At 66.7% G+C, this 24,745-nt stretch carries 26 protein-coding genes; 20 read left to right on the top strand and 6 right to left on the bottom strand.

Features of this window, described 5'->3' with window-relative positions; all coding sequences use genetic code 11:
• Positions 1 to 2,061 (top strand): flagellar biosynthesis protein FlhA, encoded by a 2,061-nt coding sequence (flhA, locus tag E5673_RS04350; protein ID WP_121885746.1) that lies wholly within the window; start codon positions 1 to 3, stop codon positions 2,059 to 2,061.
• On the top strand, positions 2,058 to 2,807 hold the full coding sequence (locus E5673_RS04345; RefSeq protein ID WP_136189077.1) for a FliA/WhiG family RNA polymerase sigma factor: 750 nt from the start codon (positions 2,058 to 2,060) through the stop codon (positions 2,805 to 2,807). The genes flhA and E5673_RS04345 overlap by 4 nt, the downstream gene beginning before the upstream one ends.
• 35 nt (positions 2,808 to 2,842) lie before the next feature.
• Here the strand turns inward: E5673_RS04345 and E5673_RS04340 are convergent, their stop codons facing one another.
• The 3 genes from E5673_RS04340 to E5673_RS04330 form a co-directional block, all read right to left on the bottom strand.
• Complete coding sequence (locus E5673_RS04340) at positions 2,843 to 3,583, bottom strand: SDR family oxidoreductase (protein WP_136189076.1); 741 nt, start codon at positions 3,581 to 3,583, stop codon at positions 2,843 to 2,845.
• Positions 3,584 to 3,839: 256 nt separating this feature from the next.
• Complete coding sequence (locus E5673_RS04335; protein ID WP_136191344.1) at positions 3,840 to 4,733, bottom strand: flagellin; 894 nt, start codon at positions 4,731 to 4,733, stop codon at positions 3,840 to 3,842.
• A 281-nt stretch (positions 4,734 to 5,014) separates the two neighbouring features.
• Positions 5,015 to 5,914: a flagellin gene (locus E5673_RS04330; protein ID WP_136189075.1), complete on the bottom strand. Its 900-nt coding sequence runs from the start codon at positions 5,912 to 5,914 to the stop codon at positions 5,015 to 5,017.
• Between the two features lie 284 nt (positions 5,915 to 6,198).
• On the opposite strand from E5673_RS04330, the gene E5673_RS04325 reads away from it, so the two are divergent.
• From E5673_RS04325 to E5673_RS04240, 18 genes are all read left to right on the top strand, one after another.
• Entirely contained in the window at positions 6,199 to 7,500 is a 1,302-nt protein-coding gene (locus tag E5673_RS04325) for a sigma 54-interacting transcriptional regulator (protein ID WP_136189074.1), read from the top strand.
• Complete coding sequence (gene fliE / locus E5673_RS04320) at positions 7,497 to 7,859, top strand: flagellar hook-basal body complex protein FliE (protein WP_136189073.1); 363 nt, start codon at positions 7,497 to 7,499, stop codon at positions 7,857 to 7,859. The genes E5673_RS04325 and fliE overlap by 4 nt, the downstream gene beginning before the upstream one ends.
• Position 7,860: 1 nt before the next feature.
• Positions 7,861 to 9,525 carry a flagellar basal-body MS-ring/collar protein FliF gene (fliF, locus tag E5673_RS04315; protein WP_136189072.1) on the top strand — a complete coding sequence of 555 codons (1,665 nt, stop codon included), beginning with the start codon at positions 7,861 to 7,863 and terminating at the stop codon, positions 9,523 to 9,525.
• On the top strand, positions 9,522 to 10,532 hold the full coding sequence (fliG, locus tag E5673_RS04310; protein ID WP_136189071.1) for a flagellar motor switch protein FliG: 1,011 nt from the start codon (positions 9,522 to 9,524) through the stop codon (positions 10,530 to 10,532). The genes fliF and fliG overlap by 4 nt, the downstream gene beginning before the upstream one ends.
• Positions 10,525 to 11,262 carry a FliH/SctL family protein gene (locus E5673_RS04305; RefSeq protein WP_136189070.1) on the top strand — a complete coding sequence of 246 codons (738 nt, stop codon included), beginning with the start codon at positions 10,525 to 10,527 and terminating at the stop codon, positions 11,260 to 11,262. The genes fliG and E5673_RS04305 overlap by 8 nt, the downstream gene beginning before the upstream one ends.
• Positions 11,256 to 12,581 (top strand): FliI/YscN family ATPase, encoded by a 1,326-nt coding sequence (locus E5673_RS04300; RefSeq protein ID WP_136189069.1) that lies wholly within the window; start codon positions 11,256 to 11,258, stop codon positions 12,579 to 12,581. The genes E5673_RS04305 and E5673_RS04300 overlap by 7 nt, the downstream gene beginning before the upstream one ends.
• A gap of 1 nt (position 12,582) precedes the next feature.
• On the top strand, positions 12,583 to 13,008 hold the full coding sequence (locus E5673_RS04295; RefSeq protein WP_136189068.1) for a hypothetical protein: 426 nt from the start codon (positions 12,583 to 12,585) through the stop codon (positions 13,006 to 13,008).
• 33 nt (positions 13,009 to 13,041) lie between these two features.
• A complete protein-coding gene (locus tag E5673_RS04290) occupies positions 13,042 to 14,199 on the top strand; it encodes a flagellar hook-length control protein FliK (protein ID WP_136189067.1) in 1,158 nt (385 codons plus the stop codon).
• Between the two features lie 19 nt (positions 14,200 to 14,218).
• Positions 14,219 to 14,848 carry a flagellar basal body-associated FliL family protein gene (locus tag E5673_RS04285; protein WP_136189066.1) on the top strand — a complete coding sequence of 210 codons (630 nt, stop codon included), beginning with the start codon at positions 14,219 to 14,221 and terminating at the stop codon, positions 14,846 to 14,848.
• A 3-nt stretch (positions 14,849 to 14,851) separates the two neighbouring features.
• Complete coding sequence (locus E5673_RS04280) at positions 14,852 to 15,814, top strand: flagellar motor switch protein FliM (RefSeq protein ID WP_136189065.1); 963 nt, start codon at positions 14,852 to 14,854, stop codon at positions 15,812 to 15,814.
• Positions 15,811 to 16,113: a flagellar motor switch protein FliN gene (gene fliN / locus E5673_RS04275; RefSeq protein ID WP_055874438.1), complete on the top strand. Its 303-nt coding sequence runs from the start codon at positions 15,811 to 15,813 to the stop codon at positions 16,111 to 16,113. The genes E5673_RS04280 and fliN overlap by 4 nt, the downstream gene beginning before the upstream one ends.
• Before the next feature lie 6 nt (positions 16,114 to 16,119).
• Positions 16,120 to 16,374 carry a flagellar biosynthetic protein FliO gene (locus E5673_RS04270; RefSeq protein ID WP_056054129.1) on the top strand — a complete coding sequence of 85 codons (255 nt, stop codon included), beginning with the start codon at positions 16,120 to 16,122 and terminating at the stop codon, positions 16,372 to 16,374.
• Entirely contained in the window at positions 16,371 to 17,285 is a 915-nt protein-coding gene (fliP, locus tag E5673_RS04265) for a flagellar type III secretion system pore protein FliP (protein WP_136189064.1), read from the top strand. Before E5673_RS04270 ends, fliP begins: the two co-directional genes overlap by 4 nt.
• Before the next feature lie 4 nt (positions 17,286 to 17,289).
• Positions 17,290 to 17,559 (top strand): flagellar biosynthesis protein FliQ, encoded by a 270-nt coding sequence (gene fliQ, locus E5673_RS04260; RefSeq protein WP_055874447.1) that lies wholly within the window; start codon positions 17,290 to 17,292, stop codon positions 17,557 to 17,559.
• A gap of 241 nt (positions 17,560 to 17,800) precedes the next feature.
• On the top strand, positions 17,801 to 18,574 hold the full coding sequence (gene fliR, locus E5673_RS04255; protein ID WP_136189063.1) for a flagellar biosynthetic protein FliR: 774 nt from the start codon (positions 17,801 to 17,803) through the stop codon (positions 18,572 to 18,574).
• Positions 18,574 to 19,716 (top strand): flagellar type III secretion system protein FlhB, encoded by a 1,143-nt coding sequence (locus tag E5673_RS04250; protein WP_136189062.1) that lies wholly within the window; start codon positions 18,574 to 18,576, stop codon positions 19,714 to 19,716. Before fliR ends, E5673_RS04250 begins: the two co-directional genes overlap by 1 nt.
• 57 nt (positions 19,717 to 19,773) lie before the next feature.
• The gene (gene fliD / locus E5673_RS04245; RefSeq protein WP_136189061.1) at positions 19,774 to 21,216 is read left to right on the top strand and encodes a flagellar filament capping protein FliD; all 1,443 of its coding nucleotides are present in this window, start codon (positions 19,774 to 19,776) and stop codon (positions 21,214 to 21,216) included.
• Positions 21,213 to 21,611: a flagellar protein FliS gene (locus tag E5673_RS04240; RefSeq protein ID WP_136189060.1), complete on the top strand. Its 399-nt coding sequence runs from the start codon at positions 21,213 to 21,215 to the stop codon at positions 21,609 to 21,611. The genes fliD and E5673_RS04240 overlap by 4 nt, the downstream gene beginning before the upstream one ends.
• 144 nt (positions 21,612 to 21,755) lie before the next feature.
• Here E5673_RS04240 and E5673_RS04235 read toward each other — a convergent pair whose 3' ends face one another.
• The 3 genes from E5673_RS04235 to lysA are packed head-to-tail and all read right to left on the bottom strand — an operon-like array spanning position 21,756 to position 24,738.
• Complete coding sequence (locus tag E5673_RS04235) at positions 21,756 to 22,709, bottom strand: zinc transporter ZntB (RefSeq protein WP_136189059.1); 954 nt, start codon at positions 22,707 to 22,709, stop codon at positions 21,756 to 21,758.
• Positions 22,706 to 23,479 carry a bifunctional precorrin-2 dehydrogenase/sirohydrochlorin ferrochelatase gene (locus tag E5673_RS04230; protein ID WP_136189058.1) on the bottom strand — a complete coding sequence of 258 codons (774 nt, stop codon included), beginning with the start codon at positions 23,477 to 23,479 and terminating at the stop codon, positions 22,706 to 22,708. Before E5673_RS04230 ends, E5673_RS04235 begins: the two co-directional genes overlap by 4 nt.
• Positions 23,476 to 24,738, bottom strand: coding sequence for a diaminopimelate decarboxylase (lysA, locus tag E5673_RS04225; RefSeq protein ID WP_136189057.1), 1,263 nt, complete (start codon positions 24,736 to 24,738; stop codon positions 23,476 to 23,478). Before lysA ends, E5673_RS04230 begins: the two co-directional genes overlap by 4 nt.
• Positions 24,739 to 24,745: the final 7 nt, after the last annotated feature.

Here is a 24,745-nt window from a genome sequence, read left to right as displayed (position 1 = left end):
ATGAACCGCATCCTCTCCAATGCGCGCGCGTCGGTCCTGCCGCTCGCGATCCTGCTGCTCGTGCTCGTCATGGTCGTGCCGATCCCGGCATTCATGCTCGACATCTTCTTCGTGGCGAACATCGCGATCAGCCTCGCGGTGCTGATGGTCGCGCTCAACGCGCAGAAGCCGCTCGATTTCTCCGCCTTCCCGACCGTTCTCCTGTTCGCCACCCTCTTCCGCCTAGGCCTCAACGTCGCCTCGACCCGCATCGTGCTGGTCCATGGCCACGAGGGCGAAAGCGCGGCGGGTCACGTCATCGAGGCGTTCGGCACGTTCCTGATCGGCGGCGATTACGTCGTCGGCATCTTCGTGTTCGCGATCCTGATGATCATCAACATGATCGTCGTGACCAAGGGCGCCGGCCGCGTGTCCGAAGTCAGCGCGCGCTTCACGCTCGACGCGCTCCCCGGCAAGCAGATGGCGATCGACGCCGACCTCAACGCGGGCCTCATCACCCCCGACGAAGCGAAAGCACGCCGCGTCGAAGTCTCGACCGAAGCCGATTTCTACGGCTCGATGGACGGCTCGTCGAAGTTCGTGAAGGGCGATGCGGTCGCCGCCATGCTGATCCTCGCCGCCAACATCATCGGCGGCCTGATCCTCGGCCCCGTCAGCCACGGCATGACGATCGCCGACGCCGCACACAATTACATCCTGCTCGCGATCGGCGACGCGCTCGTCGCGCAGCTGCCGAGCCTGATGCTGTCGATCGCGGCCGCCTCGATCGTCACGCGCGTCACCTCCGACAAGGATCTCGCCGGCCAGATCGGCGGCCAGTTCGGGTCGCCCCGCACCTGGACACCCGTCGCAGTGATCCTCGCGCTGCTCGGCATCCTGCCCGGCATGCCGCACATGGTGATCCTGCCCGCCGCGGCGATCGCCGGGTTCGCCGCGTGGAAGCTGCGTCAGATCGAGCGCCGCCCTGCCCCCGTCGTGGTCGTCCCCGTCGAGACGATCGACCAGTCGAAGATCGGCTGGGAGGAAGTTACGGATGGCATGCAGGTCAATCTCGACATCGGCTACGGCCTGGTGCCGCTCGCCGACGAGCGTCGCGGCTCGCCGTTGATGGGACGGATCACCGGCGTCCGTCGCCAGCTGTCGAAGGAACTCGGCTTCGTCGTGCCGCAGGTCCGCGTCCGCGACGACATCAACCTCGCGCCGTACGTCTACCGCATCCTCGTCAACGGCGTCGTCGTCGGCGAGGACACCGTGTCGCCCGACGAGATGCTCGCGCTCGATACGGGGCAGGCGTTCGGCGACCTGTTCGGCAAGAAGGTCAAGGATCCGACCTTCGGGCTCGACGCGACCTGGGTCGATGCAGGCGACGCCGATGCCGCGACCGGTGCGGGTTATCTCGTGGTCGATCCCGGCACGGTGATGGCGACGCATCTCAACCATCTGCTCGGCCAGAACGCGGCCGAACTGCTTGGCCAGGACGAGGTGCAGGCACTGCTCGACGGCCTCAAGGAGCGCGCCGCGCAACTGGTCGCCGCACTCGCGCCGCTGCCGATCACGACGCTGACGCAGGTCCTGAAAGGCCTGCTCGCGGAGAACGTGCCGCTCAAGGAATTCCGCCGCATTGCAGGGGCCATCGCGGTCGCCGCGCAGCGTACGCAGGACGCCGAGGAGATCATCGAGACGATCCGTCCCGAGCTCGGCGCGCTCATCATCCAGAAACTGTGCGGCGTGCGCGAACCGCTGCGCGTCATGACGTTGGAGGGTCAATTGGAAGGTCTGCTCGGCCAGGCGATGCGCGCCGATCAATCGCGCCGCCACGTCATCGAACCCGATCTCGGCCGCCGCATCGTCGAGGCGCTGCAACGCGCCGCCGAGCCGCTGATCGCGGAGGCGAAACCGTTCGCGCTGGTCGTCCAGCCGACCATCCGCATCGCGATCCGCAAGCTCGTGCGGACGTGCCTGCCCGATACGCCGGTCATGTCGTTCTTCGAAGTACCCGAGGAGAAGGCGGTCGAAGTCGTCGCGGTCATCGGTGCCTCGCAACAGGCGCTGGCGGCATGAGCGCCCTCCCGATGCGCGGCGCCTTCGAAGACGCCCAACCCTTGACCTATCGGCCCCATCAACGCCCCGGCGGCGACGCGGACCAGCTCGTCAAACAGCATCTCCCGCTGGTCCGCCGGATCGCCTGGCACGTCCACGGCAGCATGAGCAGCAGCGTCGAGGTCGAGGATCTGATCCAGGTCGGCCTCGTGGCACTGGTCGAAGCCGCGGCGAATTTCGACGAGCGCGGCATGCCGTTCAAGACCTACCTGATCACCCGCCTGCGCGGCAGCATGATCGACGAACTCCGCCGCCAGGCGACGTCGACGCGAGGCGCAATGCGCCGCCGCCGCCAGTACGCCGAGGCCATCTCGACGCTGACCGCCCGCACCGGCAAGGCTCCCGGAGAAGACATAATCGCAGACCATATCGGCGTCACGATCGAGAAACTCCGCACGGACTACGTCACCGCCGACTCGATCCGCTTCGACTCGATCGACGAGATGTATGCGGACGACCTCCCCTGGTTCGCCGACGACACCCCGGACGCGTTCGAGCAGCTCGCCGACAGCGACATGCGCGAAGCCCTGATCGCCGCGATCACCGCCTTGCCGGAACGCGAAGCGCAAGTGATCCAGCTCTATTACGTCGAGGAACTCAACCTCGAGGAGATCGGCGAAGTCTTCGGTGTCGGTTCGGCCCGCGTCTGCCAGATCAAGGCGTCCGCGCATGCGAAACTGAAGAAGGCACTCGCCCGAGCGCTATAGAGCGACTGATGGGCAAAGCTTCAAAGCATGCCCCTTCACGCGCTCCAGCCGCCGTCGATGTTATACACAGCGCCCGTGATGAACCCCGCTTCGTCCGATGCGAGATAGGCGACCAGCCCGGCCACCTCGTCGGGCGTGCCGTGCCGGCGGATTGCAAGCGGCGCCCTGTTCGCCTCCGCATTGGGACCGTCGGCAGGATTGCGTTCTGTGTCGACCGGTCCCGGCTGCACCAGGTTTGCGGTGATGCCGCGCGCGCCGAGATCGCGCGCCAGACCCCGGGTCATGCCAGCAAGCGCCGATTTGCTGGCGGCATAGAGCGTAACGCCCTCGCCGGGCGCACGGTCGGCGACGATGCTGCCGACCGTTATGATCCGTCCGCCGGTAGACATCGCAGCTGCAACCCGCTGCGCGGCAATGAACGGCGCACGGACGTTGACCGCAAACACCCGGTCGAACGCATCGTCGGCATAGCTCGCAAGCGTGCCGTTCTCAGACATGCCCGCGACGTTCACCAGGATATCGACCGTGCCGTAGCGCGCGATCACCGTGTCGATCGCGGCGCGCAACGCGGTGGCATCGCTCACATCGGCCTGAACCGCGAAGAGCGCGCGTCCACCGTCCTCCATTCCGCGAACGAACTGTCGCGCATCGTCCGCACGCGATCGATAGATCACCGCCAGCGACGCGCCATCGGCAGCGAGGCGGCGTGTGATCGCGGCCCCTATGCCGCGCGTCCCGCCGATCACCAAAGCGATCTTTCCGTGCAATGCCGTCATCGCTCTTCCCAACCAGCCTATGCTGCGACGCCGGTACTGGCACACACAGAGGAGGACAGTGTACGCCTAACCTCCACGTGCAGACCAGTTGCACGCTATGGGGCCACGATAACGCCTTTCCTCGATCGCCCGCAAACATGCAAAAACCCCGGCAGCTTGCGCCACCGGGGTCTTTCCCGCTCGCGCTTCGGGGAAGCGAGGCGGGTCCGACCGGCACCGTCACCCTGCGGGGGGCTGGTGCCGGTGCCGGTCCGGATTAACCCAGAAGCTTCAGCACGCTCTGCTGGCTCTGGTTCGCCTGGCTCAGCATCGCGGTCGATGCCTGGCTCAGGATCTGTGCCTTGGCGAGCGCGGTGGTCTCTGCCGAGAAGTCGGTATCTTCGATACGGCTCTTCGCGTCCGACAGGTTGGTCGCGTTCGAGGTCAAGTTGTTGACCGCCGACTGCAGCTGGTTCTGCGACGCGCCAAGCGAGGCACGACGGTTCGAGACGAGCGAGATCGCGTCGTCGTAGTTCTGAAGCGTGCCGCCCGAAGCGATGGTCGTGGTGCTGTTGGCCGTCGTGGCGACAACGACGGTGCCTACACCGCCGCCAGTCAACGAGGCGCCCGTGCCGGTTGCGACCTCACTCAGGCTTGTCCCGAGATTGAGGCTAATCGCATCAGCGGCGTTTGCACCCGCCTGGATATTGACCGTCTTGGCAACCGTAGGGTCGTTGGCGGTTGCGCCGGGCTTGCCGTCGAACAGCTTCACGCCGTTGAACGTTGTGTTGGTCAGCACGTTCGAGATCTGCTTGGCGAGCGCATCCTGCTCGGTCTTGATGTTGGCGATGTCGCTGGTCGAATAAGTGCCGTTGCTCTTCTGCACTTCCAGCTCGCGCATGCGCTGCAGGTTGTTGCTGACCTCGTCGAGCGCGCCCTCAGCGGTCTGTGCCATCGAGATGCCGTCGTTCGCGTTGCGGACGCCCTGATTCATGCCCTTGATCTGCGACGTCATCGACGACGAAATGGCGAGGCCGGCTGCATCGTCCTTGGCCGAATTGATGCGCTTGCCGGTCGACAGCCGCTCCATCGAAGTTGCGAGCAGGTTCGACGCCTTGGTCGAGGCATTGGTCGCGCGCAGCGCGGAAACGTTCGTGCCGATGACAGTCATTGTGAAACTCCAGTGATCTTCGGCGATCCCCGCCGCCCCCGTGGCGAAGGGCCGTGCCGCCATAAGAAGTAACGGCGGGATCGCATCGAACTTAAACGTGACCGGCCAAATTCTGCCGTTTTTTCTTATGGTTTACAGTATCTTGCAGGGCAACGCGCCGTGCCTAACGGACGAAACCCCCGACAGCGGATGCTGCCGGGGGCTCTCACGCGCATGATGCATGCGGCGACGTCTATCGGCGCCGTCACCCAAGGGGGGCGGTGCCGGCGCCGAAAGAGGGATTAGCCGAGGAGCTTCAACACGCTCTGCTGGCTCTGGTTCGCTTGGCTGAGCATGGCGGTCGATGCCTGGCTCAGGATCTGTGCCTTCGCGAGCGCAGTGGTCTCTGCCGAGAAATCGGTGTCTTCGATGCGGCTCTTGGCGTCCGACAGGTTGGTCGAATTCGACGTCAGGTTGTTGACGGCCGACTGCAGCTGGTTCTGCGACGCGCCAAGCGAGGCGCGACGGTTGGAGACGTTGGCGATGGCCGTATCATAATCGGCAAGGCTCGTCGACGTCGATGCGGCGGCGGCCGATCCGCTGACCACGCCGCCGATGCCACCGGAAGCAGCGGTGCCCGTCAGGTTCGAACCCAGGTCGAGCGTGATCGAATCGGACGCGTTGGCGCCCGCCTGGATCGAGACCTTGCCCGTTCCGGCAACGGCCGCGGTCTGTGGGGCGGCGGTCGTTCCGGTGCCGACGACTGCAGGCGTACCGCCGGCGCTGCCGTCGAACAACTTCACACCGTTGAATGTCGTGTTGCCCAGGACGTTAGTGATCTGCTTGGCCAGTGCATCCTGCTCAAGCTTGATGTTCGAGATATCGCTCGACGAATAGGTGCCGTTGGTCTTCTGCACTTCCAGCTCGCGCATGCGCTGCAGATTGTTCGTGACCTCGTCGAGCGCGCCCTCTGCGGTCTGCGCCATCGAGATGCCGTCATTGGCGTTGCGGATGCCCTGGTTCATGCCCTTGATCTGCGACGTCATCGACGACGAGATGGCGAGGCCGGCGGCGTCGTCCTTGGCCGAATTGATGCGCTTGCCGGTCGACAGGCGCTCCATCGAGGTTGCGAGCAAGCCCGATGCCTTGGTCGAAGCGTTGGTCGCGCGCAGCGCCGAGATGTTGGTACCGATGACAGTCATTGCGAAATCTCCGTGATCTTCGACGATCCGCGCCGCCCCCATGGCGAAGTGCCGATCCGTCAAAGTGGGTAACGGCCGGTTCGGGACGGACTTAAGCGAAAAAATGCAGCCGGGGCCGGGCTTCGCACACGCCCGTACGTGGGCACGCGCGCGCGATCGTGCGTCCGAGCGCGCGCCAGTGTGCCCGCGGAGACGCGCCCGGAAATAATCTGCCGGGGGCGGCAGGGTTTAACCGCGCGTTTACCACCAATGCTGCATTCCCCGAATCGTTCAGGGGGAACTCCATGCGTTCAATTTTTCCATCGGCTGCAGTCACTTCGCGGAAATACGCGCTTGTTTCGTCATTGCGTGCGCAGGGCTTCGGCGTGGGCTCGTTCGAGACTGCACAGCCCGGCGCGAACGACCTCTTCCTGGTTGCGGACGGCGAAGGCATCACCGCCCCTGCCCGCACCGTGGTGATCGGTTGCGAAGGGCGCGAAGTGACCCCGTCGCGTGCTGGCGCACCGGCGCGGATCAGCTTTGCCGCCGAGGATACCGCGGTCGGCAACGGCTTCGCCCGTGCCCTGATCGGTGGCCCGGAAATGCCGACTGCCGCCGACCCTGAGTCGCTCGCGCTGCTCGCCCTCGCGGAGCGCGTCGCCACCGCCGACATCACCGTGCTGATCAACGGACCGACCGGCACCGGCAAGGAGGTGCTCGCCCGCGCCATCCACAATGGCTCCGCGCGGAAGGACAAGCCGTTCATCGCGATCAACTGTGCTGCGCTCCCCGAATCGATGCTCGAGGCCCTCCTGTTCGGTCACCAGAAGGGTGCGTTCACCGGCGCGTCATCCGGCGGCGACGGATTCTTCCGCGCAGCCAATGGCGGCACGATTTTGTTGGACGAAATCGCCGAGATGCCGCTCCAGTTGCAGGCGAAGCTCCTCCGCGTGTTGCAGGAGCGCGAGGTCGTGCCGCTCGGCGCATCTGTGCCGCAGCCAATCGACGTCCGCGTGATCGCCTGCGCCAACCGCGATCTTCACGCCGAAGTCGCCGCCGGCCGCTTTCGCGCCGATCTCTATTACCGCCTTGCCGTGTTCCCGCTCGCGACCAAGTCGCTGGCCGAGCGCCCCCAGGACATTCCCGCGCTCGCCGCGACGCTGATCCTGCGTCACGCCGGCAGCCGCAACGTCATTCCCTGGCCGAGCCATGCGGCGATCGAGCTGCTGATGCTGCACGGCTGGCCGGGCAACGTCCGCGAGCTGGAGAACGTGATCCAGCGCGCGCTGCTGTTCTGCGGCGGCGATACGATCGAGGCGAACCACATTGTGTTCGACCGCCCGGTGACGATGACGTTCCAGCGTACCGCGGTGGTGACGCCGATCGCACCGGTCGCACCGCCTGCGGAGCCAGAGACGCTCGGCAACATCGTCCAGATGAGTGAGTTCGCGGCGATCCGCGAGACGCTCAAGGCGTGCAACGGCAGCCGTATCGAAACCGCCAAGCGCCTCGGCATTTCCGAGCGCACGTTGCGCTACCGCCTCGCCAAGGCGCGCGAGCAGGGCGACGATATCGGCAGCGTCCAGAACTGGGCAGCCTCGGCATGAGCGGCGTATCCGGCATCGGCGGCGGCGCGATGAGCGTCGACCGCGTCATGGCGCTGCGCTCGCAGATCCTCGAACGCAACCAAGCGCTCTCGCGCGCCGGTGCCGCCGGGACCGTCACGCCGACCGAGACGGTCAAGCCCACCAGCTTTGCCGACTCGATGGAAACCGCGCTGAAGAGCGTCAACGACGGCCAGACCCAGGCCGCCAAACTCAGCGAAAGCTATGAGCGCGGCGAGACGGTCGACATCGCGAAGGTGATGCTCGCCCGCCAGCAGGCGTCGGTCGGGTTCGAGGCAACGTTGCAGGTCCGCAACAAGCTGCTGTCCGCCTACAAGGATATCATGAGCATGCCGGTCTGACATGAGCACCGCACTCATCCCTTCGCCCGGCGGCACCGAACGGTTCGCCAATCCCCTCCAGCAGATCAAGGGCGTCATGGCGCAGCCGGCGGTCCGCCGCTCGCTGCCGATGGCGTTGATGGTCGGCCTGATCGCCGCCGCCGCGCTTGCGTGGATGAGCCTGTCGACGCCGACGCAGAAGACGCTGTTCAGCGGCCTCCCCGATTCGGACAAGGCCGCGGTGACGTCCGCGCTGACGACCGCCAACATCAAGAGCCATATCGACGAAGGCACCGGCGCGCTGACCGTCGGCGAGGACGATTACAGCCGCGCGAAGATGCTGCTCGCGGGCCAGGGCCTGCCGAAAGCGGCGCCCGGCGGCTATGCGATCCTCGACCAGCTGCCGATGGGCGTTTCGCGCGCCGTGGAAGGCGAGCGTCTTCGCCAGGCACGCGAGTCCGAGATGGCGAAGTCGATCGAGGAGATCGACGCGGTTGCCGAGGCGCGCGTGCATCTGGCCATGCCCGAAGCCTCCGTGTTCGTTCGCGACAACGCTGCGCCCTCCGCGTCGGTGATCCTGAAGCTTCAGGGTGGCCGTTCGCTGAGCGATGCGCAGGTCAGCTCGATCATCAACCTCGTCGCCTCGTCGGTGCCGGGGATGAAGCCCGAGGCAGTGACGATCGTCGACCAGATGGGCGCGCTGCTCACCAAGGCCGGCGGCAACGAAGGCGCTGGGGCGGCCAGCGATGCGCGGATCGATATCCAGCGCCGCGTCGAGGACAAGTATCGCACGCAACTGATTGCGTTGCTGACGCCGCTGGTCGGCGCGGGCAATTTCACCGCGGAAGTCCAGGCCGACGTCAATCTCGACGAAAGCCAGGCGACGCGCGAAAGCTATGAGAAGCAGGGCGTGCTGCGCGCCGAGACGGGCAACTGGACCGGCAACCAGAAGGACGGCGGCGCCGGTGCTCCCGGTGGTATTCCGGGCGCGCTGAGCAATACGCCGCCTGCCGCCAGCACGCTGTCCGCACCGCAGGCCGCGACGGGCAATCCGGGTACGGCCGCACAGCCGGTCGCCGGTGGCGCAGCGCCCGATGCGATGAAGCAGTCCGACCAGTATCAGCGCGCCTACGACCTCGGCCGCGAAGTCTCGGTCACGCGCGCCACGCCGGGCGGGGTCAAGCGCCTGTCGGTCGCCGTCCTCCTCCGCGATCCGGACAAGACCCGCCGCACAGCGATGGAGATCAACCAGATCACCGATCTCGTGAAAAGCGCGGTCGGGTTCGATCAGGCGCGCAACGACAACGTAACGGTCATCAGCCGCAAGTTCGCCGGTGCCACCGATGCCGCCGCCGGTCCCGCCTGGTACGACAACGCCTGGCTGCCGGTGCTCGCCCGCAACGGCACCGCGATCCTGATCGCGCTGCTTGTGCTCCTCCTGGGCGTCCGCCCGATCGCCAAGGCGCTGACGAAGAAGCGCGACGATGCCGGCACGCGCCCCGCGCTCGGCCAGCCGATCGGCGCGGCTGCAGACGGCATGGCGGTCGCGGCCCCCGTCAGCCTCGACCAGCTCGAGAACACGCGCGGCTATGACGACCGGATCGGCGCGGTTCGCGGCTTCACCCGCGACAATCCGACGCGCGCTGCGCTCGCCGTGCGCGACATGATCAAGGCGGACGCGAAGTGAGTGAAGTCGCCATCCGTACCTACACCGGCGTCGAGCGCGCCGCGGTGCTGATGATGCTCGTCGGCGAGGAGGAGGCCGCGGCCATCCTCCAGAAACTGGAGCCCGAGGAAGTCCGCCAGCTCGGCGCGGCGATGTTCAAGGTCGCCGACGTGTCGGAGCAGGAGGTCGAGGACGTGCTCGACGATTTCGTCGGTCGCGCGCGCGAGCGGACTGCGATCGGCTTCGACCCGCGCCCGCAGATCGAGGCGGTGATGAACCGCGCGCTCGGTCCCGAGAAAGCGGAAAGCGTGCTCGCGCGGATCACCCCGCCGGAAGCCGCGTGCGAACTCGAACTGCTCGACTGGCTCGACGCGCCCGAGATCGCCGCGATGATCGAGAAGGAGCATCCGCAGATCGCCGCGGTGTTGATCGCCAATCTCGACGCGTCGATCGGTGGCCAGGTGCTCGAACTGCTGCCCGATGCGGTCCAGCCCGACATCCTTCACCGCATCGCGCGGCTCGGGCCGATCACGCCCGAGGCAGTCGAGACGTTGAAGATCGTACTCGCCAACCGCACCGCGGCGGCGCCCGGCTCGGTCGGCGTCACGCTCGGCGGCACGCGCGAGGCGGCCAAGATCCTGTCGGGTGCGCGCAAGGCAACCGAACAGCGCGTCATGCCGAAGCTGTTCAAGATCGACCGCGAAGTGGCGAAGGCGATCGAGGAGGCGATGTTCGTCTTCGACAATCTGCTCGCGCTCGACGACAAGAATCTCGGCACGCTGATCCGCAACGTCGACAGCGAGATCCTGACCAAGTCGCTCAAGGGCGTCGACGAGACGATTCGCAACCGCTTCCTCGGCTGCATGTCTGCACGCGCGGCGGACGGCATTCGCGACGAGATGGAGGCACGCGGGCCGATGAAGCTCGCCGAAGTGCTCGAGGCGCAGAAGGCGATGATCGCGATCGCGCGTGGGCTGGCGAAGGACGGCACGATCCAGATGGGCGGGGGGGAAGACGATTATGTCTAACGGCTTCACCGCGGGCTTCGCGTCGCGTCACACGACGACGGCGAACGTCCTGGCGAGCGCATTTGCACCGCCCGCCGGGTTCGCCGCTGCGGATATCTGCGAGCGTGCGACGGTGCGTCCGACCAACTTCGCGTCCCCGAACTTCTCGTCGGAGCCGAGTTCGCCACGCCACTTCAGCCCAGCGGACAAGGACGTGAACCCGACCGCCGGCTGGGATCCGCTCGATCCGGTGAGCGAATCGTCGTTCATCGACCCGCTCGCCGACGCGCATGCTGCCGGCTATGCGGAGGGTCTCGCCGCTGCGGCCGCGGCTGCGCAGGAGACGGCTACACGCGACGGCGCGCTGCTCGGCGACCTCGCCACCGCGCTCGGCAACGACCGGATCGACCGCGACCGCGTTGCGGCGCAGCTCCGCCAGACGGTGCTCTTCCTCGTCTCGAAACTCGTCGGCGAAGTCGGCATCGCGCCTGACGTCCTTGCCGGCCGGATCGAGACCGCCGCCGAACTCCTGTCCGACTCTGCCGAATCCGCGCTGCTCCGCGTCCACCCGGACGATGTCGCGCTGCTCGAAGGCCGGTTGCCCAAGTCGATCTTCGCTGCCGGCGACCCCAACGTCGCGCGCGGCAGCTTCGTGCTCGAAAGCGCGTCGACGATCGTCGAGGACGGTCCGGAACTCTGGCTCGATCAGCTCGCGCAGGCGATCGACCGCGTGCCGGTGCCCAAATGCTGAATCGCTTTACCGCCGACTATCTCGAAACCCTCTCCAACGCCGATTTCGTCGCCAAGCCCAAGGTCTCCGGCCGCCTCGCCTCGTTCGACGGGCTGCTCATGGAAGCGGTCGGCCTGACGCTACCCGTCGGCACCGTCTGCCAGGTCGGCGAAGGCGCGGCGAGCGTCGAGGCGGAAGTCATCGGCTTCCGCAACGGCCGCACGTTGATGATGAACCTCGGTGGCCCCGCCGCCCTCCTCCCCCGCGCACCGGTCAAGCCGATCGGCGCGCCGGGCGAGGCCGAAGTCGGGGCGGCCATGCTCGGCCGCGTCGTTGACGGCGCGGGCAAGCCGATCGACGGTCTCGGCCCGATCCGCGGCGCCGGGCGCTGGCCTCTCGCGGGGAAACTTCAGTCGCCGCTCGATCGTGGCCGCGTGCTCGAACCGCTCGACGTCGGCGTGCGCGCGATCAACGGCCTGCTCACTATAGGCCAGGGCCAGCGCGTCGGCATCATGGCGGGCTCGGGCGTCGGCAAGTCGGTGCTGCTCGGCATGATCGTCCGCGCCGCGCAGGCCGACGTGATCGTGATCGGCCTGATCGGCGAGCGTAGCCGCGAAGTCGCCGACTTCCTCGAAACCAAGGTCGCGGGTGCAGCGCGGAAACGCTCGGTCGTCGTTGCGGTCCCTGCCAACCACTCCCCCGTCCTCCGCATCCGCGGCGCGCTAAGGGCGCACGCGATCGCCGAATCTTTCCGCGACGAGGGGAAGAAGGTCCTGCTGATCATGGACTCACTCACCCGCGTCGCCCACGCCGGTCGCGAGATCGGTCTCGCACTCGGCGAGCCTGCATCCGCGCGCGGCTATCCGCCCAGCGCCATCGCGATGCTGCCGAACCTGATTGAGCGCGCGGGCGTCGACGTCCACACCGGCGGCTCGATCACCGCGATCTACACGGTGCTGGCGGATGGCGACGACGGGAACGATCCCGTAGTCGACTCCGCGCGCTCGATCCTCGACGGCCACATCGTCCTCAACCGCCACCTCGCCGAGCGCGGGGTGTACCCAGCGATCGACATCGGCCCGTCGGTCAGCCGCGTGATGACCGACATCGTCCCCTCGCACCACGCCAAGGCCGCGCGGACGCTCCGCCGCCACCTCGCGACGTACGAGGAAAACCGCGATCTCGTGCTGATGGGCGCCTATCGTCACGGCGCCGATCCCGCGATCGACGCCGCCATCGCCTGCCACCCCGCAGTCATGGAATATATCCGCCAGGACGCCGACGAAAACGTCTCGCTGAACGATGCGGTCGCCGAACTGACCGGCGTTTTCGGCGGCTGAGATGGCGGATGCCCGCGGCAAGACCCTCGCGCGCATCCACCGCGTCCGCACGCTACAGCTCGGGCTGACCCGCGCAGACGAAGCGCGCGCGCATGACAAGTTCGCCAGCGAACAGGCGCTGTCCGGCCGCATCGCCTTGCTCGCCGAAGCGGTCGCGCCGGTCCATGAAACGCAGGTCGCCGTATCGCTCGGCGCCGCCGCGCACTACCGCGACCGCCTGCAGCAATCCGCCAACGCTGCCGTAGAACGCGTGCAGGCGGCCGAATTTCATGTCGAGCGCGCAGCGGAAGCAACGCGCGCCGCCAAGCGCGACCAGAGCGCGGTCGAGAAGCTCCTCGCCCGCGCCGACGCCGATGCGGTGTTGAAAGCGATCCGCGCGATGGAAGAGGCACCCGCCTTTCGGAAGGTTCGGCACGATCCTTGCTGAGTGTCGGGGAGAAGCCCGAACGCGAGTGCCCGAATGATCCAGACCGCGACCCTTTCCCGTACCGTTCCCCTCCATCCTCGCGCCTCTGCTGCGAAGAGTGGCGGCGAGTCGGGCGATTTCGCGGGCGCCTTCGAGCAGGTCAGCGACGAAGCGAAACCCGAACCTTCCGCCGTAGCGCCGGAAGACGAGCCCCGGCAGGACGACGCCGCGACCGGCAACGCCTTGCCGCTGCCGGATATTGCGCCTGACCTCACGTTCGTGTGGCAGCCGATCGTCGTAACGTCCGCCCCCGTTTTCCCTACTCCCTCGGCCGTTGCGAGCGGTGTGAGTGGAGCCGGCACCCTGCCGACGACCGTGCAACGGCCGGTGTTCACGCAGTTGCAGCCGCAAGCCGCCACGCCAACGCCCATGCCGACCGGGCCCCAACCGCCCCTGCCTTCCGCGCCGACTCAAGCCGAGGGCACACCCGCAACGCAGTTCGCCGCCGCGATCATGGCCGCGTTGCCCCCGGTAAAGCCGACCGCGCAGGCCGTGGCTATACCGACCACGGATACGCCCGCCACCGACGCGCCGCGGTGGAGCATGCCCGATACGTCCCCCGTCACGCTCGTCGCCGCGCAACCCGATGTCGTCCAGCCGCAACCCGGCACGGTCGCGTCGGCCGCGATGGTATTCGGTGCGGCGATCCAGGCGGCGACCAAGAAGCATGAAGAGCCAGATACCCTCGCCGCGCCTTCCGACACGCCGCTGACCCCGGTCGGTGCCGCCGCAGCACATGAGATCAAGGTCGCCGACGCGCAGCAGGCGCCACTAGACATGCGCCAGGAGCGCTGGCCGCACGCGATGATTGAACGAATCGAGATGCTCCGCGACGCCGCCGATGCAGTCGACACGCGCATCCGCCTTGTCCCCGATGCGCTTGGCGCGATCGACGTTTCGGTGAAGACGGAAGGCGATACGGTCCGCGTGCACTTCAACGCCGAGCAGGCCGCGACGCGGACGTTGCTGGCGGACGCGCAGCCGCGGCTCGCCGAACTCGCCGAAGCGCGCGGGTTGAAGCTTTCGCAAGGATCGCTCGGCGACAGCGGTGCCCAACAGCAGCGCGCGCCCGCGACTCCGCAAACCCCGAATCGCCCCGCGCCGGTCTCGACCGTGATCGCGGACGCGCCCGACGACATCCGAATCGCTTGAACCGAAGGACCCTGAAATCATGAGCGACACAAAAGAAACGCCCGACGCCGCCCCGAAGAAAAAGGGTAAGATGAAGACGATCCTGATCGGCGGCGTGGCGCTGCTGGTGCTGGTCGGCGGTGGCGTCGGCGCGGGCGTCTATGCGTCCAGTGCTGGGCTGATCGGCGGTGGCGGTTACGCCGCCGAAGCCGAGGATGGCAAGCCCAAGCTCGTCCCAAAAAGTGAGCAGAAGCACGCGACCGAGGGCGGCGAAGGCGGCGGTCACGGCGGCGAGGAAGCAGCTCCCGAAAACCACGGGATGAAGCCCCCCGCAGGGCAGGGCGGCGATAAATACGCCTCCACCTATTACCCGCTGGAGAAGGATTTCACCTCGAATCTCCAGGACTCGGTGCACTTCGTCCAGGTCGGTGTCGCGGTCTCCACGCCGTACGACGACACCGTCATCACCAACCTCAAGACCAACGACATCGCGGTCCGGTCTGCGATCCTAATGGCGCTCGGCGACACCACCGAGGAGCAGGTGATGAGCAGCGACGGCAAGCGCCAGCTGCAGGTCCGCCTCGCCAAAGCGATCAACGATACGCTCAAGCAGAAGGAAGGATTCGGCGGCATCGGTAACGTTTACTTTACCAGTTTCGTCGTTCAGTGAGTCATGGTTAACGAGGCCTCAGCAAAGACACGCGAGCGACGCGACCGGGATCGCTCCGGCTCGCCCAAGGAGGGCGTTCTGCATCAGGGCGTGCTCGGCGGGGCCAAGCTCAATCCGTTCGGCGACCTGCATTCGTTGCAGCACCTCTCGGCACGGTTCGCGCGCGGTTTGCGCGGCGTGTTCGAGCCGTTGCTCCGCCAGGAAGTGCGCTGCTGGGCCGAGCCGTTGGTGGTCCAGCGCTTCACCGATTACCGGGCGGAACGCAGCGATGCGCTGACCGCGTGGCTACCGCTGATCATGACACCGGGGATGGCGCAGGCGCTGTGCATCATGGACGGCAAGTTCGTGCTCGAGATGCTCGACATGTTCTTCGGCGGTATCGGTGCCGCGCCCCATACCCTGCCGACCGAGTTCTCCCCCGCCGCAGAAGCGATGGTCGCGCGGATCGGCCAGATGATCGCCGCGCCGCTGAAGACCGCATGGGAGCCGATGGCGCGGTTCGACTTCCTGCCGACTCGCGTCGAGGTGAACCCGGCGATGATCGCCGATCTCGACGGCGAGGATGCAATGATCGTCACGCGCTTCGGGATCGCCGCAGGCACCGCAAAGCCCGTGTTCCTCGATCTCGTTTACCCCGTGTCCGCGCTGAAGCCGCACGCGCCGTCGCTGACCGCGAAGGTCGTCGGCAAGTCGGCCGAGCCGGATCCGGCCTGGCGCACCGAACTGACCCGGGCCGCCATGAACGTGCGCTTCCCGATCCGCTCGGTGCTCGCCGAGCCGGTCGTCAAGCTGACGATGCTGATGGACCTGAAGCCCGGCGACGTGATCCCGATCACCATCTCGGGCGACGTGCCGGTAATGGTCGGCAACAACCGGCTCGGCTGCGGCACGGTCGGCACATCCAACGGCTTCGCCGCCATCCAGCTCACCTCGATTACAAGTTTCGACGAAGGATTTGCAGCATGAACGACATGACCGGAGGCTTCCCAGTCGACGCCGCCGTGGCCGCCAATTTCCGGCTGCTCCAGGATGTCGACGTCAAGCTGACCGTTGAGATCGGCTCGACCAGCCTGACGTTGCGCGAACTGCTCGCGCTCGGCGAATCCAGCGTGATCGAGCTCGATCGCCAGGCCAACGAACTGCTTGATGTATTCGTCAACGGCACGCTGATCGGGCGCGGCGAAGTCGTGACGGTCGGCGAGCGCTTCGGCGTGCGGATGACCGAGCTCGTCAGCCCCGACAAATCACTCGTTGGGCGCGGCTGAACCACGATGCTTTGGACCTATATCCTCAAGCTCGTCATTCTGCTGCCACTGGTGTGCGGACTGATGTTCGGCTGCCTGTACCTGTGGCGCAAGTTCGAGAGCCGGATCCCGGGCAAGCCCTCGACGCGGCTGATCGGCGTCAAGGAAACGATGATGATTTCGCCGGGCCTGCGCCTCGCGGTGATCGATTTCGAGGGCCGCCGGCTGCTCGTCTCGGTCGGCCGCGGCGGCGTGCACCTGATCGACAAGGTCGACGCATGAGCGCGGTCGCTCGTCCGACGGTGACGCGGAAAGGCTCAGGTCCTGCCCTGTTCGCCGCATCCTCCGCCAAGCCGTTTTCCCGCATACGCGGGAATCCAGGAGCCAAGCGCGCGAACGCGTGGCTGTGGATAGGCCTCGCCATTCTACTAGCCCTCTTCCTCGCAATGCCCGCCTTCGCGCAAGGCGTCCCCGCCCCGACCAACCCCGCCGTCGGCGACGCGGTCGATCGCGCGCTGGGCCAACTCGGCGGACAGGCTGCGGGCAACACCGGCCAGAGCGGCTCGCTGTCGCTCAGCTTGCAAGTCCTCATCATCATGGGGCTGCTTACGATCCTGCCGGGCATCCTGCTGATGATGACCAGCTTCACGCGGATCATCATCGTGCTCGCGATCCTGCGACAAGCGCTCGGGCTTCAGCAGACCCCGCCGAACCAAGTCCTGCTCGGGCTGTCGCTGTTCCTCAGCTTCTTCATCATGGCGCCGACGATCAGCCAGATAAACACGACCGCGATCCAGCCCTATGCCGCCGGACAACTCGCCGGCACGCAGATGATCACGACGGCCGGCGTCCCGCTGCATGCGTTCATGGTCAAGCAGACGCGGATCAAGGACGTCACGGTGTTCGCGCAGATCGCGAAATCGGGCCCCTATGCGACGCCGACCGACATCCCCTTCTCGGTGCTGCTTCCCGCGTTCGTCACGTCCGAGCTTAAGACCGCTTTCCAGATCGGTTTCCTGATCTTCCTGCCGTTCATCGTCATCGATCTCGTCGTCGCGACCGTGCTGATGTCGCTCGGCATGGCGATGTTGAGCCCGACGATTATCTCGATGCCGTTCAAGCTGCTGTTGTTCGTGCTGGTTGACGGCTGGGCGTTGACGATGGGCAGCCTCGCCAACTCGTTCGCGACCTGAGAGCATGGACGCGCAATATTTCCTGACCGTCGCCAACCAGACGATGTGGGTGCTGGCGCTCGCCAGCGCGCCGATCTTGATTCCGGCGCTATTGGCGGGGCTGATCCTCGGGATGATTCAGGCGGCCACGTCGATCAACGAGCAGACTCTGTCGTTCGTGCCCAAGTTGGTGGTGGTGGCGGTGTCGATCCTGATCTTCGGGAGCCTGATCCTGGGGTTGCTGAGCGATTTCACGATCGGGATCTTCGAGCGTATTCCGGATCTGGTGAAGTGAGGCGCAGCGCCAGCGCGGCAACGCCCGCGCTGCCAGCGCAAGCCCGGCCGGCCTCGGCACCGCCGAGGTCCGACGACGCGGCTTTGCCGCGGCGCGGCCATGCTGAACACGCGACCGCCTCTTCTGCTCCCCTTCCGCTTGCGGGAGGGGTCGGGGGAGGGGCGTGCCCCACCGACCAGACGCCAGTACGTACGTTGCACCCTCCCCTAACCCCTCCCGCAAGCGGGAGGGGAATTTTACAGTGCTAGGCTTCGGCCTCTCGATCGAGCCGCAGCTTTGGGCGCTCGTGTTCGTGATGATCCGCATCGGTGCGACGTTCATCGCCGCGCCGGTGTTCGGGTCCGTCTCGGTACCGCTCACCGTGCGCGTCACGCTGTCGGGGGCGATCGGTTTTCTCGTGCTTGCTGCACATCCAATCGTGCCGCCGCAGAACATCTTCGCGGTCACCACGATCCTCTCCGCCGCCGCCGAAGCCCTCGTCGGCCTCGCGCTAGGCTTCGTCCTTCAGATCGCGTTCGCCGCACCGATGATCGCCGCCGAAGTGATCGGCGGCGCGATGGGGCTCGGTTTCGCGTCCTCGATCGACCCGCAGAACGGCAAGTCCTCCCCCGCGCTCGGCCAGTTCTTCTCGATCATGCTGACGCTGCTGTTCCTGTCGGTCGACGGCCACCTGATCCTGATCGACCTGCTCGTGAAGAGCTATGATGTCCTCCCCCCCGGCGCCGCGTGGATCGGCGTCGAGCGGCTTAAGGCGATAGCGTTCTTCGGCGGCTATGCGTTTCTCGCCGGGCTGCTGCTCGCGCTGCCGGTCGGCTTCCTGCTGCTCTGCCTCAACATCGTCGTCGGCATGCTGAGCCGCGCCGCGCCCTCGCTAAACCTGTTCGCGGTCGGCCTCCCCGCCAGCCTCGCGGTCGGCGTCGTCACGCTGGCGATCGCGTTCCCGACGATGGGCGACTACATGCTCGTCATCGTCCGCGAAGGCCTCGCTGCCACCGATAACCTGGTCCTCGGCTGATGTCGGAGGATTCGGGCGAAAAAACCGAAGCACCAACCGCCAAGCGCAAGAAGGATGCGGTCGAGAAGGGCGACATCCTCAAATCGCGCGATTTCGCGACCGCTTTGAGCATGCTCGCCGGGGTCGCCTGGCTGATCTACGCAGGGCCGACTTTAATTGCCGCCTGCAGGGCGATCATGACGTCGAGCTTCCAGTTCACGCACGCCGACGTCGAGGATTTCTCGCCCTGGCGTCCGCTGATGGAAGCCGGCGGCAAGCTCGCGCCATCGCTCATAACCTTGTTCATCGTCAGCATCGGTGCTGCGATCCTGAGCCAGGCGGGGCTCGGGTCGCTTGGGTTCAACGGCGGTCTGCTCGCGCCCAAATACAGCCGTGTCGATCCAGCGGCTGGACTCAAGCGCATCTTCGGCGCGAACGGCTGGATCGAACTTGGCAAGTCGTTGCTGAAGGTGATCCTGCTCGGCACGATCGGCGGCTGGATGCTGTGGAACGCCGCGCATTCGACGATGGGCCTCGCCTCTTCCGCCGATCTCAACCAGGCGCTGTCGACGCTCGGCGGGATCTTCAAGGGCATCCTGATCGCGATGGCGTTCGGGCTGTGTGCGATCGCCGGCATCGACCTGCCGATCCAGATCATCCGCCGGCTAGGCAAGATGCGGATGTCTAAGCAGGAGGTGAAGGACGAGCACAAGTCGACCGAGGGCAATGGCGAAGCGAAGGGCCAGATGCGGGCGAAGATGCGCGCGATGGCCAGCGGCGGCCTGCGCAAATCGGTCGCGGAAGCGCATGTCGTGCTGACCAACCCGACGCACTTCGCCGTGGCGCTACGCTACGATCGCGGCAGGGACCAGGTGCCGGTGGTGGTCGCCAAGGGGCGCGGCGCCACCGCACTGGCGATCCGCGAACTCGCCGGCGAAGGCCGCGTGCCGATCCTCGAATATCCGATGCTAGCCCGCGCCGTCTACTACACGAGCAAGGAGGGGCAGGAGGTCCGCGACGACCTCTACACGGCGATCGCGACCGTGCTGGCGTTCGTGTTCGGGCTGAACGCGGCGGCGGGTGGGACCACGCCGGGAGTCCAGCCGTTCGTCACCGTGCCGAAGGATGCGCGCTTCGACGAAAACGGCATGAAACAGGCCTAAACATTCGCGCCGCATGGCCGTTCTAACAGACGAGCGCGGACGTGCAGGGATTTCACGATGGTAACTTCGACCACCAGCACGACCGCCACGCCGACACCGACACCCACTCCTACCGCGCAAAGTGCCGTCAACGACGCGACCCAGGCACTGCTTAAGGGGCTGAGCGCGGGCTCCGGCGTCGATACCGGCACGTTGGTCACCTCGCTCGTCTCCGCGCAGTTCGCCGCGCGGACGGCCGCGTTGAAGACCAAGTCCGATACGCTCACCGCGCAGATCTCGGGCGTCGGTACGCTCAAGAGCACGATGACCGGCTTTTCGACCGCGCTCGCCAATCTGGTGAAGGGCGGCAGCCTGCAGACTCAGCCGACCAGCTCGAACGGTGCGATCCTGTCGGCCACCGCGCAGTCGGGTGCCAAATTGTCGGGGCTGTCGTCGAGCATCACGGTGACGCGCCTCGCCACGGGACAAGTTGCGCGGACGACGACACCGGTCGCCGCGGCGGACCGCACCAAATCGCTGAACACCGGTGCGCTAACGCTGACCATCGGCGGCAAGGACACGGCGATCGACGTCGGCGACGGCAGCATCGACGCGATCGTCGCAGGTATTAACGCGTCTAAGACCGGCGTCACCGCCTCGGTCGTGACCGACGCGAACGGCGGCGCGTATCTCTCGGTCAAGGGCGCGACCGGCAGCGCCAACGCCTTCACGCTTAAGGGAGAGAAGGGCGACGCGCTCGACATCGGCGGCTTTGCGACGAAGACCAGCCTCGTCTCCACCGCGCAGAACGCACAGCTGACCGTCGACGGGATCGCCGTCGAGCGCCCGAGCAACACCGTCAGCGACCTGGTGACCGGCGTGACGCTCCAGCTCAACGGCATATCCACCGTCCCCGTTTCGCTTACCAGCACGCCCCCGACCGACGCGCTAACGCAAGCGGTCAACGATGTCGTCACGACCTATAACGAGGTCCTGAAGACAATCACCGAACAGACCGATCCGATCACCGGCAACCTTCGCGCGGATCCCGCCGCGAAATCGCTGCTGCGGTCGTTGCAGGCCCTGGTGTCGAAGCCGCTGGTCGGTGGCGCGATCGCCGGACTCCCGCGGTCGCTGTCGGAGATCGGCGTCGCCACCAACACCGATGGGACGCTACGGGTCGATTCCGCGCTGCTCGCCAAGCAGCTCGCGGCGAACCCCGACACGGTCGAATCGATGTTCGCGCCGTCGGGCACCAACGCGCTCGGCCTGTCCGCGACGTTGACGGCGTTGACCACCAGCGCGACCAGCACGGTGACCGGTCTCGGCGCATCGACCGTGCGCTACACCGCGGCGGAGGCCGATGTCGCCAAGCAGCAGGACAAGGTCACCGACCAGTCCGCGCAGCTGACCACGCGCCTGACGCAGCAATATGCCAGCATGAATTCGCGCGTGTCGGCGTATAAATCGACGCAGACTTTCCTCACGAACCAGATTGCCGCGTGGAACAAGGATTCGTGACCTACGCCAGCACGTTGATGCGCGACCCGTTCGCGACCTATCGCCAGATCGACGCGGTCGGCCAGACTGCTACCGCGGACGGCCCTGCGCTCGTCCAGTTGCTCTACAAGGAACTGGTCGCCGCCCTGCGCGCTGCCGCATGGGCCTGCGAAAAGCGCAAGTTCGCGATCAAGAGCGAGCGGATCACCCGCGCCACCGCAATCCTGTTCGCACTCGAAGCCGGCCTCGACTTCGAGAAAGGCGGGCAGGTCTCGGAAACGCTCGCACGACTATATGGCGGCGCACGGAAGACCGTGATCAACGCCTCGCTGGGCCACGACCCGCAACCGTTCCGCGACGCTGCCGACATGCTCGACGAGATCGCGCAGGCGTGGCGAACCGCCAGCGCAGCCTGAGCTTTCCATCGTCCCCCGCAGGGGGAGGTGGCTGGCGCTTGCCAGATGGAGGGGGCGAACACGGAACAGCGGTTGTCGCCCCCTCCCCCTCCGTCGCCGTTGGCGCCACCTCCCCCTTGCGGGGGAGGATTGACGGTAAAAGTCCTAACGATTGAACCAGTGGCGCATCGAAAAATACGCCACGACACCGACCGCAATCAACACGCAGGCTCCTGCAATCGCATCGAACGCCCAGGGTTCCTCGGCATAGGGCAGGCCCTTGACGTTCATGCCGTACAGGCCGGTCAGGAACGTCAGCGGCAGGAACACCATCGCCGCGATCGAGATGATCAGCGAGCGGTTGTCGATCTGTTCGGCGCGCAGGTCGGTCAGCGTCTCGTGGATCAGCGCCGAGCGTTCGCGGATCGATTCCAGTTCCTCCGCCATCCGCGCGGCGCGGTCCGCCGCCGCCGCCAGATGCAGCCGGTCGTCGTCCGCCAGCCAGTCGCCGGGTAGCGCGGCGAGCTTCTCGAGCGCCGCGCGTTGCGGGCTGAGGAAGCGTTTGTAGCCGATCGCCGCGACGCGCACCTTGCTGACCGCGCGGCGCAGTTCGAACACACGGTTGGCGTCGAGCTGCTCCTCGCAATCGTCGAGTTCGTCACCGAGCGTCGCCACATCGGGATCGAGATCGGTGGTGATCGCGGTGGCGAACGCGGCAATCAGGTCGCCCGGATCGCGCACCTCATGGCGCTCGACCATCTTCTCGACCTCGGCGACCGCGATCAGCGGCTTCCGCGTGACCGAATAGACGCGGCCCTTCACCGCCCAAATCCGCACCGACGCGAGCAGGTCGGAGGTGTCGAGCTCCTCCTTCGATCGCCCGCGCAAATTGAGGAACGCGCCATCACCGACCGCCTCGCAGCGTGGCCGGGTCTCGGTCGCGGTGAGCGCATCGACGACATAGTCGAGCAGCTTTGCCTCGTCGCGGAGCCAGGTCTGCGCATGTTCGGCGGTGGTCGACAAATGCACCCAGACGAGGTCGGCGGTGCAGGTGAGCGCTTCCTTGACGTCGACGCGGGTCGCTTTCCCATCGACGATCCGGAATGCGAAACCGCTCATCGTGCCATCTCGACTTCGACCGACAGGCCGGTGCCGGGATCGGCGGGCATCGCCTCGCACAGTCGTGCGGCATCGGCGCGGGCGCGGTCGAGGATCACCGCGGGGACATCAGCGCCGTGATAGACCCGGTCGGCGCTGGCGAGCGCGCGCGCCTGGCGGAGCGTCAGGTCCTCAGGATCGTCGGACAGGAGAACGAGGGTTATCGCTACGTCGCGCTTTCCAGGTAACTCAGCGGTTGGGGCCAGCCATGCGTCGACATCATGCGTCGGCGATAGCGGGTCGAGCATACCGCCCGCCCCCATCGCCGTAGCAAGCGCACGGCGGCGCTCCCCCATGTCGGGCCAGCGCTTCCGCAACGCGCCACGCGCAGCCTGCAACGCCAGCGCGAGCTTGCCGAGATCGGCCGGAATGAGTGCCTCTAACCGCTGCCGCAACGCCGCCGCCAACCCGGCCGATACGCCGCTCGTGCCGATCGCGATCAGCACCGGTGCGCGGTCGACGATCGCGGGCAGCGTGAAGTCGCAATAGGCCGAGCGGTCGACCGCGTTGACCAGGATGCCCCGCGCCTTCAGCCGCGCGACTGCCGCGAGCGCGTCGTCCTCGTCGTCGATCGCGACGATCGCGAGCGCGGCCGGAGCATCCTCGCCGACGACGTCCGCGCCTGCACGATTGAGCAACCGCCGTTTCGCATCCGCCGCCTCACCCTCGCCCAGCAGGATTACCGGGCGACCCGCCAGCCTCACGAACAGCGGCAGGCTTTGTAACGTCACCGCTTCAACCATTCCGGCACGCGCTCGGCGGCCAGGATCGTCTCGGGGTGGATGCGGTCGGCGACCACCGCGAACCGGTCGCCGTCCACCAGCACTTCGGGCACCAGCGCGCGACTGTTATAGGTCGACGCCATCGTCGCGCCGTACGCGCCGGCGGTGCGGAAGATGCCGAGATCGCCCGACTTCACGACATCGATGTCGCGACCCATCGCGAACGTGTCGCCGGTCTCGCACACCGGCCCGGCGATGTTCGCGGTCATCCGCTCGCCAGTCGGTTCGACCGCGACGAAGTCGTGATACGCGTCGTACATCGCGACGCGCGCGAGGTCGTTCATCGCCGCATCGACGATCACGTACGGGTTCACCACGCCCGGCTTTACCCAGATTACTTCGGTCAGAAGCACACCGGCATTGCCTGCGATCACGCGACCGGGTTCGAACATGAGTTCGACGTCCCAGTCGGCGGTCGCGCGGGCGACCATCGCGCCATAGTCGGCGGGGCTCGGCAGCACGTCGTCGGGCTTGTAGGGAACGCCGAGCCCGCCGCCAAGATCGACGCGCCTGATCGTGTGACCCGCAGCGCGCAGTTCGGCGACTAGCTCGCCGATCCGCGTGTAGGCGGCCTCGAGCGGCGCGAGATCGGCCAGCTGGCTGCCGATGTGGATCGCGACACCGCGCAGGTCGAGGCCGTCATGCTTCGACAGGCGGTCGAACATCGCCACAGCCTGGTCGATTGCGACGCCGAACTTGTTCTCCTTGCGCCCGGTCGATATCTTTGCGTGCGTGCCGGCATCGACGTCGGGGTTCACCCGCAGCACCGTCGGCGCGCGTTCGCCGCGCGCATGGGCGAGCGCGGCAAGGACTTCGCCCTCCTCCTCCAGCTCGAGATTGAACTGGCCGATCCCCGCATCGAGCGCCTGCGCCAGTTCGCGCCGCGTCTTGCCGACGCCCGAGAACACGATGTCCGACGCAGGAATACCCGCCGCGAGCGCGCGCTGCATCTCGCCGGCCGAAACGACGTCGGCGCCGTAGCCCTCGTCGGCGAGGACGCGCAGCACCGCGACGTTGGGGTTCGCCTTGATCGCATAGGCCAGGTGGACGCGCCCGGCGCCCTTCAGCGCGTCGCGAAACACCTGTGCGTGACGGCGGAAGGTGGCGGTCGAATAGACGTAGACGGGGGTGCCGACGGCCTCGGCGATCGCCGGCAGGGCGACGTCCTCGGCGTGCATGACACCGTCACGATAGGCGAAATGATCCATGGTTCAG

The organism is Sphingomonas sp. PAMC26645, from assembly GCF_004795835.1.
GTDB lineage: Bacteria > Pseudomonadota > Alphaproteobacteria > Sphingomonadales > Sphingomonadaceae > Sphingomonas.
Note: the sequence above shows the minus strand (reverse complement) of the source record. Positions and strands in the feature narration are given on the sequence as shown.